This window comes from Streptomyces sp. R11 (assembly GCF_041051905.1).
In the GTDB taxonomy this organism is placed as follows: Bacteria; Actinomycetota; Actinomycetes; order Streptomycetales; family Streptomycetaceae; genus Streptomyces.
In genome coordinates this window covers 6,241,008-6,255,982 of sequence record NZ_CP163432.1, presented here as the reverse complement: position 1 = coordinate 6,255,982, position 14,975 = coordinate 6,241,008, and the positions used below count along the sequence as shown (strand labels likewise).

General features: G+C 71.8%; 11 protein-coding genes. 8 read left to right on the top strand and 3 right to left on the bottom strand.

Features of this window, described 5'->3' with window-relative positions; translation table 11 throughout:
* The first annotated feature begins 50 nt into the window (after window positions 1-50).
* The 6 genes from scy (at window position 51) to AB5J55_RS28970 (ending at window position 9,162) form a co-directional block, all read left to right on the top strand.
* Window positions 51-3,899 (top strand): polarized growth protein Scy, encoded by a 3,849-nt coding sequence (gene scy, locus AB5J55_RS28995; protein ID WP_369273442.1) that lies wholly within the window; start codon window positions 51-53, stop codon window positions 3,897-3,899.
* Between the two features lie 183 nt (window positions 3,900-4,082).
* The gene (locus AB5J55_RS28990) at window positions 4,083-5,018 is read left to right on the top strand and encodes a cellulose-binding protein (protein WP_369273440.1); all 936 of its coding nucleotides are present in this window, start codon (window positions 4,083-4,085) and stop codon (window positions 5,016-5,018) included.
* An 86-nt stretch (window positions 5,019-5,104) separates the two neighbouring features.
* On the top strand, window positions 5,105-6,067 hold the full coding sequence (locus AB5J55_RS28985; RefSeq protein ID WP_369273439.1) for an ATP-binding cassette domain-containing protein: 963 nt from the start codon (window positions 5,105-5,107) through the stop codon (window positions 6,065-6,067).
* Window positions 6,068-6,069: 2 nt separating this feature from the next.
* On the top strand, window positions 6,070-6,840 hold the full coding sequence (locus AB5J55_RS28980) for an ABC transporter permease (protein ID WP_369273438.1): 771 nt from the start codon (window positions 6,070-6,072) through the stop codon (window positions 6,838-6,840).
* A 121-nt stretch (window positions 6,841-6,961) separates the two neighbouring features.
* A complete protein-coding gene (locus AB5J55_RS28975; RefSeq protein WP_369273437.1) occupies window positions 6,962-8,296 on the top strand; it encodes an ABC transporter ATP-binding protein in 1,335 nt (444 codons plus the stop codon).
* Window positions 8,293-9,162 (top strand): ABC transporter permease subunit, encoded by an 870-nt coding sequence (locus AB5J55_RS28970; RefSeq protein ID WP_369273436.1) that lies wholly within the window; start codon window positions 8,293-8,295, stop codon window positions 9,160-9,162. Before AB5J55_RS28975 ends, AB5J55_RS28970 begins: the two co-directional genes overlap by 4 nt.
* Window positions 9,163-9,169: 7 nt before the next feature.
* On the opposite strand, the gene AB5J55_RS28965 is transcribed toward AB5J55_RS28970, so the two are convergent.
* Window positions 9,170-9,502, bottom strand: coding sequence for an ATP/GTP-binding protein (locus AB5J55_RS28965; protein ID WP_369273435.1), 333 nt, complete (start codon window positions 9,500-9,502; stop codon window positions 9,170-9,172).
* A 223-nt stretch (window positions 9,503-9,725) separates the two neighbouring features.
* On the opposite strand from AB5J55_RS28965, the gene AB5J55_RS28960 reads away from it, so the two are divergent.
* Window positions 9,726-10,757: an LLM class flavin-dependent oxidoreductase gene (locus AB5J55_RS28960; protein ID WP_369273434.1), complete on the top strand. Its 1,032-nt coding sequence runs from the start codon at window positions 9,726-9,728 to the stop codon at window positions 10,755-10,757.
* Window positions 10,758-10,859: 102 nt separating this feature from the next.
* On the opposite strand, the gene AB5J55_RS28955 is transcribed toward AB5J55_RS28960, so the two are convergent.
* On the bottom strand, window positions 10,860-11,252 hold the full coding sequence (locus AB5J55_RS28955) for an SCO5389 family protein (protein ID WP_369273433.1): 393 nt from the start codon (window positions 11,250-11,252) through the stop codon (window positions 10,860-10,862).
* A 265-nt stretch (window positions 11,253-11,517) separates the two neighbouring features.
* Here AB5J55_RS28955 and nucS point away from each other — a divergent pair, with 265 nt between their 5' ends.
* The gene (gene nucS / locus AB5J55_RS28950; RefSeq protein WP_369273432.1) at window positions 11,518-12,189 is read left to right on the top strand and encodes an endonuclease NucS; all 672 of its coding nucleotides are present in this window, start codon (window positions 11,518-11,520) and stop codon (window positions 12,187-12,189) included.
* Window positions 12,190-12,268: 79 nt separating this feature from the next.
* Here nucS and AB5J55_RS28945 read toward each other — a convergent pair whose 3' ends face one another.
* Window positions 12,269-14,851 carry an ATP-binding protein gene (locus AB5J55_RS28945; protein ID WP_369273431.1) on the bottom strand — a complete coding sequence of 861 codons (2,583 nt, stop codon included), beginning with the start codon at window positions 14,849-14,851 and terminating at the stop codon, window positions 12,269-12,271.
* Between the last annotated feature and the right edge of the window lie 124 nt (window positions 14,852-14,975).

Sequence of the window (14,975 nt, the reverse complement as noted above, 5' to 3'; positions counted from 1 at the left end):
CGGTGCTCGTATGGAGAGACTTGCGACCAGGGGACGGATGGGACCGCGCAGTGCGGGGCTACGAACGCCAGGAGCGAGAGCCGGCGGCTGACGTCGACCACCTCTCTCGGTTCGAGGCCGAGATGGATCGGCTGAAGACCGAGCGGGAAAAGGCGATCCAGCACGCCGAGGACCTCGGCTACCAGGTCGAGGTGCTGCGCGCCAAGCTGCACGAGGCGCGGCGGACCATCATGTCCCGGCCCGCCTTCGACGGCGGGGACATCGGCTATCAGGCCGAGCAGTTGCTGCGCAACGCCCAGGTCCAGGCGGACCAGCTGCGCCAGGAGGCCGAGCGGGAGCTCAGCCAGGCCCGGGCACAGACTCAGCGCATCCTCCAGGAGCACGCGGAGAACGCGGCACGGTTGCAGGCCGAGCTGCACCAGGAGGCGGTCACGCGCCGCCAGCAGCTGGACCAGGAGCTGGCCGAGCGCAGGCAGACCGTCGAGTCGCACGTCAACGAGAACGTGGCGTGGGCGGAGCAGCTGCGCGCCCGCAGCGAGTCCCAGGCCCGCCGGCTCCTGGACGAGTCGCGTGCCGAGGCCGAGCAGGCCATGTCGGCCGCGCGTGCCGAGGCCGAGCGGCTCACCAGCGAGGCCCGCCAGCGCCTCACGGGCGCGGCCGAGGAAGCCCGCGCCGAGGCCGAGCAGATCCTGCTCCGGGCCCGTACGGACGCCGAGCGGCTGCTGAACGCCGCGTCCACTCAGGCTCAGGAGGCCACCGACCACGCCGAGCAGCTGCGCAGTTCCACGGCGTCCGAGTCGGACAGTGCCCGCCGCCAGGCGATCGAGCTCAGCCGGGCCGCCGAGCAGCGTATGGCGGAGGCCGAGGAGGCGCTGCGCAAGGCGCAGTCCGAGGCCGAGAAGCTGGTCGCCGAGGCCACCACGGCCGCCGAGAAGGCCCTGTCGAGCGCCGAATCGGCCAACGAACAGCGCATGCGTACGGCCAAGGAGCAGGTCGCCCGGCTGGTCAGCGAGGCCACCAAGGAGGCCGAGAGCACCAAGTCGGACGCAGAGCAGGTCGTCGCCGACGCCCGCGCCGAGGCCGAGAAGATCGTCGCCGAGGCCGTCGAGAAGGCCCGCACGATCACCGCCGAGGAGAGTGCGACCCAGCTGTCGAAGGCGGCCAAGACCGCCGAGGACGTCCTCAACAAGGCGCAGGAGGACGCTCAGAACACCACCAAGGCCGCGGCCGAGGAGGCCGAGCGGATCCGCACGGAGGCCGAGGCCGAGGCGGACCGGCTGCGGGCCGAGGCGCACGACATCGCCGAGCAGCTCAAGGGCTCGGCGAAGGACGACACCAAGGAGTACCGCGCCAAGACCGTCGAGCTCCAGGAGGAGGCCCGACGGCTGCGCGGCGAGGCCGAGCAGCTGCGCTCCGAGGCGGTCGCCGAGGGCGAGAAGATCCGCGCGGAGGCCCGCAAGGAGGCCGTCCAGCAGATCGAGGAGGCGGCCAAGACCGCCGAGGAGCTGCTGTCCAAGGCCAGGCAGGACGCGGACGAGCTGCGCCAGAAGGCCACCACGGACAGCGAGAAGGTCCGCACGGAGGCCATCGAGCGGGCGACGACGCTGCGCCGGCAGGCCGAGGAGACCCTCCAGCGCACCCGCCAGGAGGCCGAACGGCACCGTGACGAGGTCGTCGAGCAGGCCGAGGGAATCAAGGCCGACGCCGAGCAGGCCGCCCGTGAGCTGCGCGAGGAGACCGAGCGCCGCGTCGAGGCCCGCCGGGCCGAGGCCGCCGAGGAGCTGACGCGCCTTCACGCCGACGCCGAGCAGCGGCTCGCGGCGGCCGAGGAGGCGCTCACCGACGCCCGTGAGGAGGCCGCGCGCATCCGGCGCGAGGCCGGCGAGGAGACCGACCGGCTGCGCACCGAGGCGGCGGAGCGGATCCGCACGCTCCAGCAGCAGGCCGAAGAGGAGGCCGACCGGCTGCGCAACGAGGCCGCGTCGGACGCGTCCGCGTCCCGGGCCGAGGGCGAGGCCGTCGCCGTACGCCTCAGGTCGGAGGCCGCGGCCGAGGCCGAGCGGCTGAAGTCGGAGGCGCAGGACACCGCCGACCGGGTCCGTGCGGAGGCGCAGGCCGCCGCCGAGCGGCTCGGCACCGAGGCGTCCGAGACGCTGGCCGCCGCCCAGGAGGAGGCGACCCGGCGCCGCCGCGAGGCCGAGGAACTCCTCGGTTCCGCCCGCCAGGAGGCCGACCAGGAGCGCGAGCGGGCCCGCGAGCAGAGCGAGGAGCTGCTGGCTGTAGCGCGGGGCCGGGTGGAGGAGGCACAGACCGAGGCGGTGCGGCTGGTCGAGGAGGCCGACCGGCGCGCCACCGAGATGGTCTCCGCGGCCGAGCAGCACGCCCAGCAGGTCCGCGACGCCGTGTCCGGGCTGCACGAGCAGGCGCAGGAGGAGATCAGCGGCCTGCGCAGCGCCGCCGAGCACGCGGCGGACCGTACCCGCCGGGAGGCCGAGGAGGAGGCGGACCGGGTCCGCGCCGACGCCTACGCCGAGCGGGAACGGGCCAGCGAGGACGCGAGCCGCGTCCGGCGCGAGGCGAACGAGGAGGCGGCCGCCGCCAAGTCCCTCGCCGAGCGAACCGTCGGGGAGGCCATCGCCGAGGCGGAGCGGCTGCGGTCGGACGCGGCCGAGCACGCGCAGCGGATCCGCACCGAGGCCTCCGACAAGATCGCCGAGGCCGAGCAGGCCGCGTCCCGCACCCGGGCGGACGCCCGCGACGACGCCAACCGGATCCGTTCGGACGCGGCGACGCAGGCGGACACCCTCATCACGGAGGCGCGTTCCGAGGCGGAGCGGCTCCAGTCGGAAACCGTCGCGGAGGCCGACCGGGTGCGCACCGAGGCGCTCGCCAAGGCCGAGAAGCTGGTCGGCGACGCCACGTCGGACGCGGAGCGGCTGCGCGCCGAGGCCGCCGAGACGGTGGGGTCGGCCCAGCAGCACGCGGAGCGGACCCGCAGCGAGTCCGAGCGCGTCAAGGCCGAGGCGGCCGCGGAGGCCGAGCGGCTCGTGTCCGCCGCCCGCGAGGAGGCCGAGCGCACCCTCGACGAGGCCCGCAAGGACGCGGGCAAGCGGCGCCAGGACGCGGCCGAGCAGGTCGACAAGCTCATCACGGAGACCACCGCCGAGGCGGACAAGCTGCTCACCGAGGCGCAGCAGCAGGCGCACAAGACGACCGCGGACGCCGAGGCGCAGGCCGACACGATGGTGGGCGCCGCCCGCAAGGAGGCCGAGCGGCTGGTCTCCGAGGCGACGGTGGAGGGCAACTCGCGGGTGGAGAAGTCCCGTACGGACGCGGACGAGCTGCTCGTCGGCGCGCGCCGGGACGCCACCTCGATAAGGGAGCGCGCCGAGGAGCTGCGCGACCGCATCACGAACGAGATCGAGGAGCTGCACGAGCGGGCCCGCCGCGAGGCCTCCGAGACGATGAAGTCGACCGGCGACCGGTGCGACGCCCTCATCAAGGCCGCCGAGGAGCAGCTGTCCAAGGCGCAGGCGAAGGCCAAGGAACTGGTCTCGGAGGCCAACTCCGAGGCGGGCAAGGTCCGCATCGCCGCCGTGAAGAAGGCCGAGGGCCTGCTGAAGGAGGCCGAGCAGAAGCGGTCGTCGCTGATCAAGGAGGCCGAGGAGCTCAAGGCCGAGGCGATCCGCGAGGCCAAGCGCACGGTCGAGGAGGGCAAGCGCGAGCTGGAGGTCCTCGTCCGGCGCCGGGAGGACATCAACGCCGAAATCTCCCGCGTCCAGGACGTCCTGGAGGCGTTGGAGTCCTTCGAGACACCGGGCGGCGGCAAGGACAACGGGGTCAAGGCCGGTGCGACGGTCGGCGCCCCTCGATCGGGTGGCAAGTCGTCAGACAGCTAGCGGGGCGAGCGGGTTCCGGTGTCTCCTGGGGCCTTTGACCAAGTTTTTGGCAAGCCGTCCGGCGGTTAGCCACTCAAAAGGGGTCTCATTCTCCAGATCAAACACGTATCCGCTCGATGACACACCGCTTCGGCCCCTAGGATTCCACTTATCACCTCACCGGTCTCATTCGACAGGAACCCCATGAGCGACACTTCCCCCTACGGCTTCGAGCTTGTGCGGCGTGGGTACGACCGCGCGCAGGTGGACGAACGCATCTCGAAGCTCGTCTCCGACCGCGACAGCGCTCTGGCCCGCATCACCGCTCTGGAAAAGCGCATCGAGGAGCTCCACCTCGAGACGCAGAACGCCCAGGCCCAGGTAAGCGACGCCGAGCCGTCGTACGCCGGTCTCGGCGCGCGTGTCGAGAAGATCCTCCGCCTCGCCGAGGAAGAGGCCAAGGATCTGCGCGAGGAGGCGCGCCGCGCCGCCGAGCAGCACCGCGAGCTCGCCGAGTCGGCGGCCCAGCAGGTCCGCAACGACGCAGAATCGTTCGCTGCTGAGCGCAAGTCCAAGGCGGAGGACGAGGGCGTCCGCATCGTCGAGAAGGCCAAGAGTGACGCCTCGCAGCTGCGTGCCGAGGCCCAGAAGGACGCGCAGTCCAAGCGCGAGGAGGCCGACGCCCTCTTCGAGGAGACCCGCGCCAAGGCCGCGCAGGCCGCCGCCGACTTCGAGACGAACCTCGCCAAGCGCCGCGAGCAGTCCGAGCGCGACCTGGCGTCCCGCCAGCAGAAGGCGGAGAAGCGCCTCGCGGAGATCGAGCACCGCGCGGAGCAGCTGCGTCTGGAGGCCGAGAAGCTGCGCACGGACGCCGAGCGCCGGGCCCGCCAGACGGTGGAGACGGCTCAGCGTCAGGCCGAGGACATCGTGGCCGACGCCAACGCCAAGGCCGACCGCATCCGTTCGGAATCCGAGCGCGAGCTCGCGGCCCTCACCAACCGCCGCGACAGCATCAACGCTCAGCTGACGAACGTCCGCGAGATGCTGGCGACCCTCACGGGCGCCGCGGTGGCCGCCGCCGGCACCCCGGCCGAGGACGAGCCGATCTCCCGCGGTGTTCCGGCGCAGCAGACCCGGTAACCGTTCGGCGTACGTCGTCTGAACATCTGTGAAGCCCCTTGCCACTCGGGTGGCAGGGGGCTTTGCGGCGTTTTAGCGTGGTCGGCATGATCGAGCTCGAGGGGCTGACGAAGCGGTACGGCGAGAAGGTGGCGGTCAACAACCTCACCTTCACCGTCAGACCCGGCATCGTCACCGGGTTCCTCGGCCCCAACGGCGCCGGGAAGTCCACGACCATGCGGATGATCCTGGGCCTCGACTACCCCACCGCCGGCGGCGTCCGTATCGACGGCAAGCGCTACGACCAGCTCAAGGACCCGCTGACGTACATCGGCGCCCTTCTTGAGGCCAAGGCCTGGCACGGCGGGCGCAGCGCCTACAACCACCTGCTGTGCCTCGCCCAGAGCAACGGCATCCCGAGGAGCCGGGTGCGCGAGGTGCTGGACACGGTCGGGCTGACGGCGGTCGCGCGCAAGAAGACCAAGGGCTTCTCCATGGGCATGGGGCAGCGGCTCGGTATCGCGGGCGCGCTGCTCGGCGATCCGCGGATTTTGATGTTCGACGAGCCGGTCAACGGGCTCGATCCCGAGGGCATCCACTGGATCCGGAACCTGATGAAGTCCCTGGCCGCCCAGGGACGGACGGTGTTCGTCTCCAGTCACCTGATGAGCGAGATGGCCCTGACCGCCGACCACCTCGTCGTCATCGGTCAGGGACGGCTGCTGGCCGACACGTCCATGGCCGACTTCATCGAGCGCAACTCACGGTCGTACGTCCGGATCCGCACCCCGCAGCGGGAGCGGCTGCTCGACGTCCTGCCCACGGCCGGGATCACGGCCGTGCAGACGGGTGACGGCTCGCTCGAAGTGGATGGCAGCAAGGCCGAGCAGATCGGCGAGCTGGCGGCGCGGCACGGGATCGTGCTGCACGAGCTGAGCCCGCAGCAAGCCTCCCTGGAAGAGGCGTTCATGCAACTCACCGCGGAGTCGGTGGAGTACCACGCGCACACCGGCGCGCCGCTGCCCCCCGAGCCGCAACCGCAGTGGGGCGACGACTGGAGGAGGAGCTGAGCATGGCAGCCACGCAGGTCGTCCGCTCCGAATGGACCAAGATCCGGTCCGTGGCCTCCACCATGTGGACGCTGTCCCTCGCCGTGGTCGTCACCATCGCCCTCGGGATGCTGATCTCGGGCCTGTCGAACAGCGAGTTCGACAACATGAGCGAGCGGGACAGGCTCTCCTTCGATCCGACCTTCATCAGCTTCGCCGGGATGACACTCGGTCAGCTCGCGCTGATCGTGTTCGGCGTGCTCGTCGTCTCGAACGAGTACAGCACCGGCATGATCCGCACCTCGCTGGCCGCGGTGCCACGGCGCGGGACCTTTCTGGCCAGCAAGATCGCCGTGGCGACCGGCCTCGCGCTGATCGTCGGCCTGGCCACCAGCTTCGTCACCTTCTTCCTGGGGCAGGCGATGCTCGGCGACCACCGGGCGGAGATCGGCGACCCGGGCGTGCTGCGCGCGGTGATCGGCGGCGGGCTCTACATGACTCTCATCGCGATGTTCTCGATGGGCGTCGCCGCGATGCTGCGCTCGCCGATGCTGTCGCTGGGCATCCTGATGCCGTTCTTCTTCCTGGTCTCCAACATCCTCGGAAACGTCTCGGCCACCGAAAAGATCGGCCAGTACCTGCCGGACCAGGCCGGGAGCAGGATCATGCAGGTGGTCACCCCGATCGACGACGACAAGCCGTACGGCCCCTGGGGAGGGCTCGGGATCATGGTGCTGTGGGTGATCGCGGCGCTCGTGGGCGGTTACATCACGCTGAAGAAACGGGACGCGTAGGGTCACGGTTGGCATGAGGTTTTACTTGCTCTTGGATGGAACCGTCAGCGCCTCGGTATCCTCCTAACCCTTACGGGGGGCGTGTGCCCCGCTGTCCTGAACCTTTCGATGGGTGCGGAGCATGATCGAGGCAGTCGGCCTGACCAAGCGCTACGGCGACAAGACCGCTGTGTACAACCTGTCCTTCCAGGTGCGGCCCGGAGCCGTCACCGGCTTCCTGGGCCCCAACGGCTCGGGCAAGTCGACGACGATGCGGATGATCCTCGGCCTGGACAATCCGACGGCGGGGCACGTCACGATCGGCGGCTACCCGTACCGCAGGCTGCCCAACGCCCCCCGCCAGGTCGGCGCGCTGCTGGATGCCAAGGCGGTGCACGGCGGCCGGGCCGCCCGCAACCATCTGCTGTCGCTCGCCCAGCTGTCCGGCATCCCGCCCCGGCGCGTGGACGAGGTACTGGGCGTGGTCGGCCTCCAGGACGTGGCCAGGCGACGCTCCAAGGGCTTCTCGCTCGGCATGGGCCAGCGCCTCGGCATCGCCGCCGCGCTGCTCGGCGACCCTCAGGTGCTGCTGTTCGACGAGCCGGTCAACGGCCTCGACCCCGAGGGCATCCTCTGGGTGCGGAACCTGATGAAGTCGCTGGCGGCCGAGGGCCGGACCGTCTTCGTCTCCTCGCACCTGATGAGCGAGATGGCGCTGACCGCCGACCACCTGATCGTCATCGGGCGCGGACAGCTGCTGGCCGACATGAGCGTCAAGGACTTCATCGCGGCGAACTCCGCCGGCTTCGCCCGGGTCCGTACGCCCGACACCGAGCCGCAGCTGCGCGAGAAGCTGGCCGGCGCGCTCACCGAGGCGGGCGGGCACGTACTGCCCGAGCAGGACGGCGCGCTCAGGGTGACCGGGCTGCCGCTGCCCCGCATCAGCGACATCGCGCACGGCACCGACGTACGGCTGTGGGAGCTGTCGCCGCACCAGGCCTCGCTGGAGGAGGCGTACATGCGGATGACGCAGGGCGCCGTCGACTACCGCTCGACCGTCGACCAGAAGACCGGGCTCCAGCAGCCGCTGCCGCCCGGCGCGCAGCCGCCGATGCCGGTGCCGGGCCAGGGCCAGCCCGGCTGGTACGCCCCGCCGCCGCCCGAGCAGGGCGGGCAGCCGTTCGCCGCGCCGCAGGGTCAGCCGATGCCGGGCGCGCCGGGCCATGCGCCCGCCGGTCCCTACGGCGCTCCCGCGGCGCCCGGCGCCGCCCCGGGTGCGGATACGGCCAACCCGTACGCCCAGCAGGCACCCCAGACGCCTCAGGCGCCCCAGGGCCCGCCTCCGGCCCAGCCGACCGCCCCGCAGGCCGTGGCCGCGCCCGCGCCCCAGCAGGCGCCCGCTCAGCCGCCCGCGCCGCCTGTCGCCCCCTCCGCCCCTGCACCCGCCGCCCCGACCACGCCCGAGGACGCCCGATGAGCACGCCCCAGCCCCCGATGCCGCAGACCGCCGCACCGAACTGGCAGGCGGCGCCCGGCTCGTCGTACCCCACCTACACCTCGCCGATCCCCGTCGTGCGCACGCACCTGGGGCACGCGCTCGCCTCCGAGTGGACGAAGATCCGGTCGGTGCGCTCCACGATGTGGACGCTCGGCGTTTTCGTGGTGCTCGTCGTCGGCATCGGCCTGGCCGCCGCCGCGCTGGTCGCCGCCAACTCCTCCGACGGCAGCCTGGGCGGCGAGAACCCGCTGGCCTTCGGCTTCTTCGGGCTGCTGCTCGGCAGTATCTGCATCATCACGCTCGGCGTGCTGACCACCGCCTCGGAGTACGGCACCGGCATGATCCGGACCACGATGACCGCCTGCCCGACCCGCGGCCGGGTGCTGCTGGCGAAGTCGATCGTGTTCTTCGTCGTCGCGTTCGCGGTGACGCTGACGTCGGCCGTCCTCGTCGCCCTCGCCGACGTGGCCATGCTGGACGGGCGCGAGCCCAGCACCCAGGAGTGGCTGAAGGGCACGGTCGGCATCTCGCTCTACATCGCGCTGCTCGGCCTGCTCTCGCTGGTCGTCGGCTCGATCATCCGGCACTCCGCGGGCGCGATCACGATCATGATCGGTGTCGTGCTGGCGCCGCTGGTGCTCGCGCTGTTCATGTTCTCGGAGTCCCTGCAGGACCTTCAGCAGGCCCTGTTCGAGTACTCCATCCCGAACCAGCTCAGCGTCTTCTACGCCCAGTCCCTCACCGACACCGGCCCGTCCGGCTGGGACCCGCTGTGGATCATGCTCGGCGTGACGGCGGCCGCGTTCGCCGGCGCCTACGCGCTGCTGGAGAAGCGGGACGTGTAGTTCCGGCTCAGAACTTCGGCGCGTTTCGGGACCGCTGCACCCGCGTGGTGCGGCGGTCCTTCGCGTTCCAGCACGCCTTGTGCCAGTGCCGGCGATCGTCGATGCCGACGTGGTCCGGCCAGGCGACGACATGCGGGACGCCGTCCGGGATCAGCTGGTCGCAGCCCGGGCAGCGGTACGCCTTGCCCTGAGCGCTCGCGCCCGCCACATGCCGCACGTTCCACTCCTCGCCCCGCCAGCTCTCCGTGGACTGCCAGCCGCCGTAACGGCCGGAACGGTCGTCCTCGGCGCTGCTTCCGGACGAGCCGACTCCCTTGGGCCGATTGCGACGCGGGGACACGGAACACCTCACGGGGCTATACAGGATGCGGGGATCGTGTCCAGCCTACGCGGCGCGGTCAGGGGTAGTCGTACGGCATCAACCCCCACAAGTCCCTCGCTCCGACCAAGCATTCTGCAGACAATCCGCAAATCTCTTCGTCAAGCCGTGTCCTCGGCACGTGTCAGACGGTTATGCCGGGTGGGGGAGCTCCGCGTCGGAGCCAAGGAAGCAGGAAAAGGCAATGCACGTAGGTAGTTTCGTGTTGGCGGCCCGGTTCCCGGGACAGGGCGACGGGGAGGCGCTGCACCGCGCGGTCCGCTCCGCCGAGGTCGCCGAGGAAGCGGGGCTCGACACGGTCTGGCTGGCCGAGCACCACTTCGTGCCGTACGGCACCTGTCCGTCCGCGATCACGCTGGCCGCTTTACTGCTCGGCCGGACCCGGCGGTTGCGGGTCGGCACGGCGGTCAGCGTACTGCCCACCGCGCACCCGGTGACCCTCGGCGAACAGGCCGCGCTGCTGCACATCGCCTCCGGCGGGCGGTTCTCGCTGGGCGTGGGGCGCGGCGGCCCCTGGGTCGACCTGGAGGTGTTCGGGTCGGGTCTGCAGGCGTACGAGGAGGGGTTCCCCGAATCACTCGACCTGCTGCTGCGCTGGCTGCGCGAACCGTCGGTCGCGGCCGCCGGCGAGCAGTTCAGCTTCCGCGAGGTCCCCGTCGTACCCAGGCCGTCGGAGTGCCTCACGGACGCCGCCGCGGGGCCCGAGGTCGTCGTCGCGTGCACGTCACCGCACAGTGTGCGTCTCGCGGCCGAGCGCGGGCTGCCGATGCTGCTCGGGATGCATGTGGGCGACGAGGAGAAGGCCGAGATGGTCGCCCTGTGGCGGGAGTGTGCGCGTGCGGCCGGGCGGCCCGCCGACGAGATCCGCGGGGCGGCCCATGTGTCGGCCGGCGTCTGCCAGATCGCGGACCGGCGCACGGACGCGGTCGAGACGCTGACGAAGGCGATGCCGGGCTGGCTGCGGCAGGGCCTGGAGGCCCATGTGACGGTGGACGGCCGCCATCGCACGATGCGCGACCCGCTGGCGTACACCGAACTGCTCTGCGGACTGCACCCGGTGGGCACCCCGCGCCTGTGCGCCGACCGCCTGGCGGCGACCAGCGAACGGACCGGGATCTCCCGCTTCGCCCTGCTCGTCGAGGGTTCGGGCGACCTGGCGGCGACCGAGGAGAACGTACGGCGACTGGGCGCCGAAGTCCTCCCCCACCTCGGCTGAATCGCCCGGTCGCGGGTCAACGTCCCGGTCCGTCAGGGGGCTTGCCGCCCCAGTACTGATTGCACCTCCCGCGTACGGAGCGGCAAGCAAGCGGCTACTGCGTCAGCAGTCCCTGAATTCCGGCGACTGGTTCATCACCTGACTGCGGACCGAGGTGAAGCGGGTCAGCGTCTCGTCGACCGAGGAGTCAAGCGGGAACACCGCCACCCGGTGGCAGTTCTGGAAGGCCAGTCGCACCCCGAAGTGCCGCTGCAGCGCGCCGCGTATCGCGTCACTCGCAAGCGCACGCAGCAGCTGGCCACGTGCCTGCTCGTCCGGCGGGGGCGTCTGGTTGTCGGCGAACTGACCGCCGTCGACCTTCAGCTGGGCCACCAGGGAGCTGATCATCTCCCACGCATAGGGCAGGGAGGTCCGGACGCAGTCGACGAAGGCGGCTTCGTCGACCTCGCCTCGCTCGGCCTGTTCGAGTAGGGCCGGTGAGACGTCGAGCGACATGGGTTCTCCTCTCGCACCCCCGCAGCAGCGGGGGTTGCCGGACAGATAGGGGAGTTCGCGATACCGAACACTCTGTGTACACGCCTCGCGACCTCCCGTTTAATACGGTAGGCAACGGACGGTGACGGCACCAGGAGAATGCGTACATGGGCGGTCCTCGTTAGGCGCACAATCGGCCAGAAATGAACAGGGGCAGTCCGGGGTCTTACGGACTCTCCCAGGGCGAATCGCGTCGACACCGGCCCGTCGAGTAGCGTTGCGGACCATGCGTCTCGTCATTGCCCGATGCTCCGTCGACTACGCGGGCCGGCTCACCGCCCACCTGCCCTCGGCGCCCCGTCTGATCCTGGTCAAGGCGGACGGCAGCGTCTCGATCCACGCGGACGACCGGGCCTACAAGCCCCTGAACTGGATGTCGCCGCCCTGCACCCTGAAGGAGGGTGACGGCGAGCAGAAGGACGTCTGGACGGTCATCAACAAAGCGGGCGAGAAGCTGATCATCACGATGGAGGAAGTCCTCCACGACTCCTCGCACGAACTCGGCGTGGACCCGGGCCTGATCAAGGACGGCGTGGAAGCGCACCTCCAGGAGCTCCTCGCCGACCGCATCGAGACCCTCGGCGAGGGCTACACGCTCATCCGCCGCGAGTACATGACCGCCATCGGCCCGGTCGACATCCTGTGCCGGGACGCCGAGGGCCGGACGGTCGCGGTGGAGATCAAGCGGCGCGGCGAGATCGACGGCGTGGAGCAACTCACGCGCTATCTGGAGCTGTTGAACCGCGATCCCCATCTCGCACCGGTCCGCGGCATCTTCGCGGCCCAGGAGATCAAGCCGCAGGCCCGGGTCCTGGCGACGGACCGCGGCATCGGCTGCCAGGTGCTGGACTACGACGCGATGCGGGGCATCGAGGACGACAAGCTGCGGCTGTTCTGACGCGCCGTTCTTGGCAGTTGTACGACGAAGAGGGCCGGGTCCTGAGGTTGGACCCGGCCCTCTTGTCCTGAAGCGGGCGTCAGATCAGGGAGTCGGAGCCGCTGCTGGGCGAGCCCTCGTCCGTGCTCTGGGGAGCGGATGCCGAGCTGGTGGTCTCCGCCGGGCTGGAGGAGGCCGGGCCGCTGGCCGACGTCGAGCTGGTCGGGGTGTCCGTCGGCGAGGTCGGCGGGTCCGTCGGCGTCTCGGTCGGCGGGTCGGTGGGCTCCTCGGTCGGCGGGTCCGTCGGGTCCTCGGTCTCCGTCTCGGTGGGCGGCTTGGGCGAGGTCGGCGGCTTCGACGTCGACGACGGCGGCTTGGTCGGCGAGTTCGACGGACCGCCGCCCGGCCCCTGCGTCCCGCTCGGGTCGTCCGACGGGTCCGTCTCACCGTCGGTCGGGGTCGGGTCGTCCGAGGTGCCGTACGTCCCGTCGGGGCCCGGGTCGGTCGGGCGGCCGGTGGCCGTGCCCGTGTCGCCGGAACCCTCCCCGTCGTCGCCCTCCGCCTTGTCGGCGCCGAGGCTGTCGTCGCCGAGGCCCTGGCTGGCGGACGGGTTGGGGCCGACCTGGGTGGCCGGGCCGTCGGGGTCGTTGTCGGACGTGGCGCCGAGCGTCACCACCGTGCCGAGCACGGCCACGAGCAGCGCGCCCGCGCCGGCCGCGACGAGGTTGCGACGCGCGAACCCCCGGACGCCGCCGCGGCCCTTGTGCGAGGCCGGGGACGACGGAGACACCGACGAGGCCCGGTGCGTGACCAGCGTCGTGGCGTCACCGGCGGGCAAGAAAGCGGCCGGTACGCCTCCCGGCGGCGACTGCGACTCCTCGTAGCGCGCGTCCGGCACCTCCTCCCCCGCCGTGGCGCCGAACGCGGCCACTCCCGGCGTCGTACCGGAGCGGTCCGAGACCAGGGCGAGGGCGCGACGGCCCGCGACCGTGCCACGCTTGTCGGCGAGGGCGCCGCGCAGGCCGATGGAGGTCTCCAGTTCGGCACGCGCCCGGTCCAGCTGGCCGCCGCAGAGCGCGAGGATGCCCAGCTCGTGGTGGAAATAGGCCTGTTCGGTCACGTCACCGGCCAGGCGCGCGGCCTCGGCGCCGGCCCGCAGGGCCCGCTCCCAGGCACTCCAGTACAGCCCCGCCGCGAAGGCGGGCGCCGCCGTGCGGGCCAGCTGCACGGTCGGGCTCTCCTCGCCCTCGGCGGGCGGCGTGGTGCCCGGCACGAGCACGGTGAGGGCGGCGAGCACGGCGTCCGCCTCGGCGGCGACACGCTCCGGTGTGACCGAGGGGTGCCCTGCCCACCAGGCGTAGTGCTGCGCGGCGGCGAGGGCGCCTTCCTGGACGTCCTCGGTGTATCCGGCGGCCTCCAGCTGGGCCTGCACACCGGCGGCGAGGCGGTAGCGGGAGCCGACCGGCGTGACCAGCCCGCAGTCGGTCAGCTCGCCGAGGGCGGCGTCCGCGTGGGTGTCGCCGACCAGGGCCGGCAGATGTGCCTGGTGCGGCACCTCGCCGCCGAGCGCGACGGCGAACTTCAGGGTGGCGCGGGCCGAGGCGCTGAGCCGTGAGGCGAGCAGCGGAGCGGGTCCTGCCGCCTCGCCGAGCGACGGCAGAGGAGTCTCCACGCCGCCGCTCTCGGTGCCGAACGGCCCGTCGACAGGTGTGTCGAACGGGGCGTCGACCGGCGGTGCGTCCTCGAAGACGCCGTACTCGTCGACGGCGTCCGCGCCGGCGCGCAGCCGGTCCCGCTGCCGCAGCAGGGCTCCGGCCTGGACGAACCGCAGCGGCAGGCCCTCCGACTCGAACCACAGGTCGCCCGCCCAGTTCGCCTCGTCCTCGGTGAGGACCCGGCCGACCTGGCGCTCCAGCAGCTCCACGCTGTCGGCACGCTCGAGACCGCCGAGGGCGACCTCCTCGATGCCGGACTCGGTGGAGGGTGCGGGGACGCCGGGCGTGGCACTGATCAGGAACGCGCACTCGGGGGTCGCGTCCAGCAGCTCGTCGAGCGCGGTGCCGCCGAACTCGATGTCGTCCAGGACGACGACCGCGCCGATCTCACGCACGAAGCCGAGCAGTTCGTCCTGATCCGGACGGTGCAGGGGCGCGCCGTAGACGGAGTAGAAGAGCTCGTACAGCAGATCGGCGGGCGTGCGGCGGTGGCCGGTGAGGCGGACCACGCCGTCGGGGGCGAGGTCCGCGCAGTCCTCGGCGACGAGGTCGAGGAGGCTGGTGCGGCCGGCGCCCGGCGAGCCCACCAGACGTACGGAGCGGCCGCGGGCCAGCATCCGTACCAGCTGTTCGCGCTCGTCCTGCCGGGCCAGGAGCGGCTGGGCGGGACGGGTCGGTCCGGGCGGGACGGGCGGTCTGGCGGCGCGGTCGACCTCGGCGCGTTCGGCCGGGGTCAGCTTCTCGGGCCGCGAGGGACGCTCCGCCGGCGGGCAGACCTCGATCTCGCTGCCGTCGACGGGGTTGACGGTGAGCAGGAAGTCGCCCGAGACCAGCTGCACAGTGCGGGCCAGTGCGGGCGTGTGCTGTCCGAAGTCGGGTGTGAGGGGATCCCTGGGCGGGCGCTGGCGGGACGACTGGCCGTCGCCGTCATGGCCGTACTCCTCGGGTCCCCGGGTGTTCGGGTCCATCGGTTCAAGCCCCCCAAAAGCGTCTTGTGTGCGTTTGCGGCCCCTCCCGGCCTTTGCACACCGCGCTGTCGCTTCTGGTCCGGGCCCGCTCGAAGGGGTTTGTCTAGGCAGCGGGCAGCCGAAC

Bases quoted from the DNA above. Each gene is read 5' to 3' on its own strand.
- nucS (WP_369273432.1), top strand. From the start codon at position 11,518: ATGCGTCTCGTCATTGCCCGATGCTCCGTCGACTACGCGGGCCGGCTC.
- AB5J55_RS28945 (WP_369273431.1), bottom strand. From the start codon at position 14,851: ATGGACCCGAACACCCGGGGACCCGAGGAGTACGGCCATGACGGCGAC.
- AB5J55_RS28980 (WP_369273438.1), top strand. From the start codon at position 6,070: ATGGCAGCCACGCAGGTCGTCCGCTCCGAATGGACCAAGATCCGGTCC.
- AB5J55_RS28985 (WP_369273439.1), top strand. From the start codon at position 5,105: ATGATCGAGCTCGAGGGGCTGACGAAGCGGTACGGCGAGAAGGTGGCG.
- AB5J55_RS28960 (WP_369273434.1), top strand. From the start codon at position 9,726: ATGCACGTAGGTAGTTTCGTGTTGGCGGCCCGGTTCCCGGGACAGGGC.
- AB5J55_RS28955 (WP_369273433.1), bottom strand. From the start codon at position 11,252: ATGTCGCTCGACGTCTCACCGGCCCTACTCGAACAGGCCGAGCGAGGC.
- AB5J55_RS28970 (WP_369273436.1), top strand. From the start codon at position 8,293: ATGAGCACGCCCCAGCCCCCGATGCCGCAGACCGCCGCACCGAACTGG.
- AB5J55_RS28990 (WP_369273440.1), top strand. From the start codon at position 4,083: ATGAGCGACACTTCCCCCTACGGCTTCGAGCTTGTGCGGCGTGGGTAC.
- AB5J55_RS28975 (WP_369273437.1), top strand. From the start codon at position 6,962: ATGATCGAGGCAGTCGGCCTGACCAAGCGCTACGGCGACAAGACCGCT.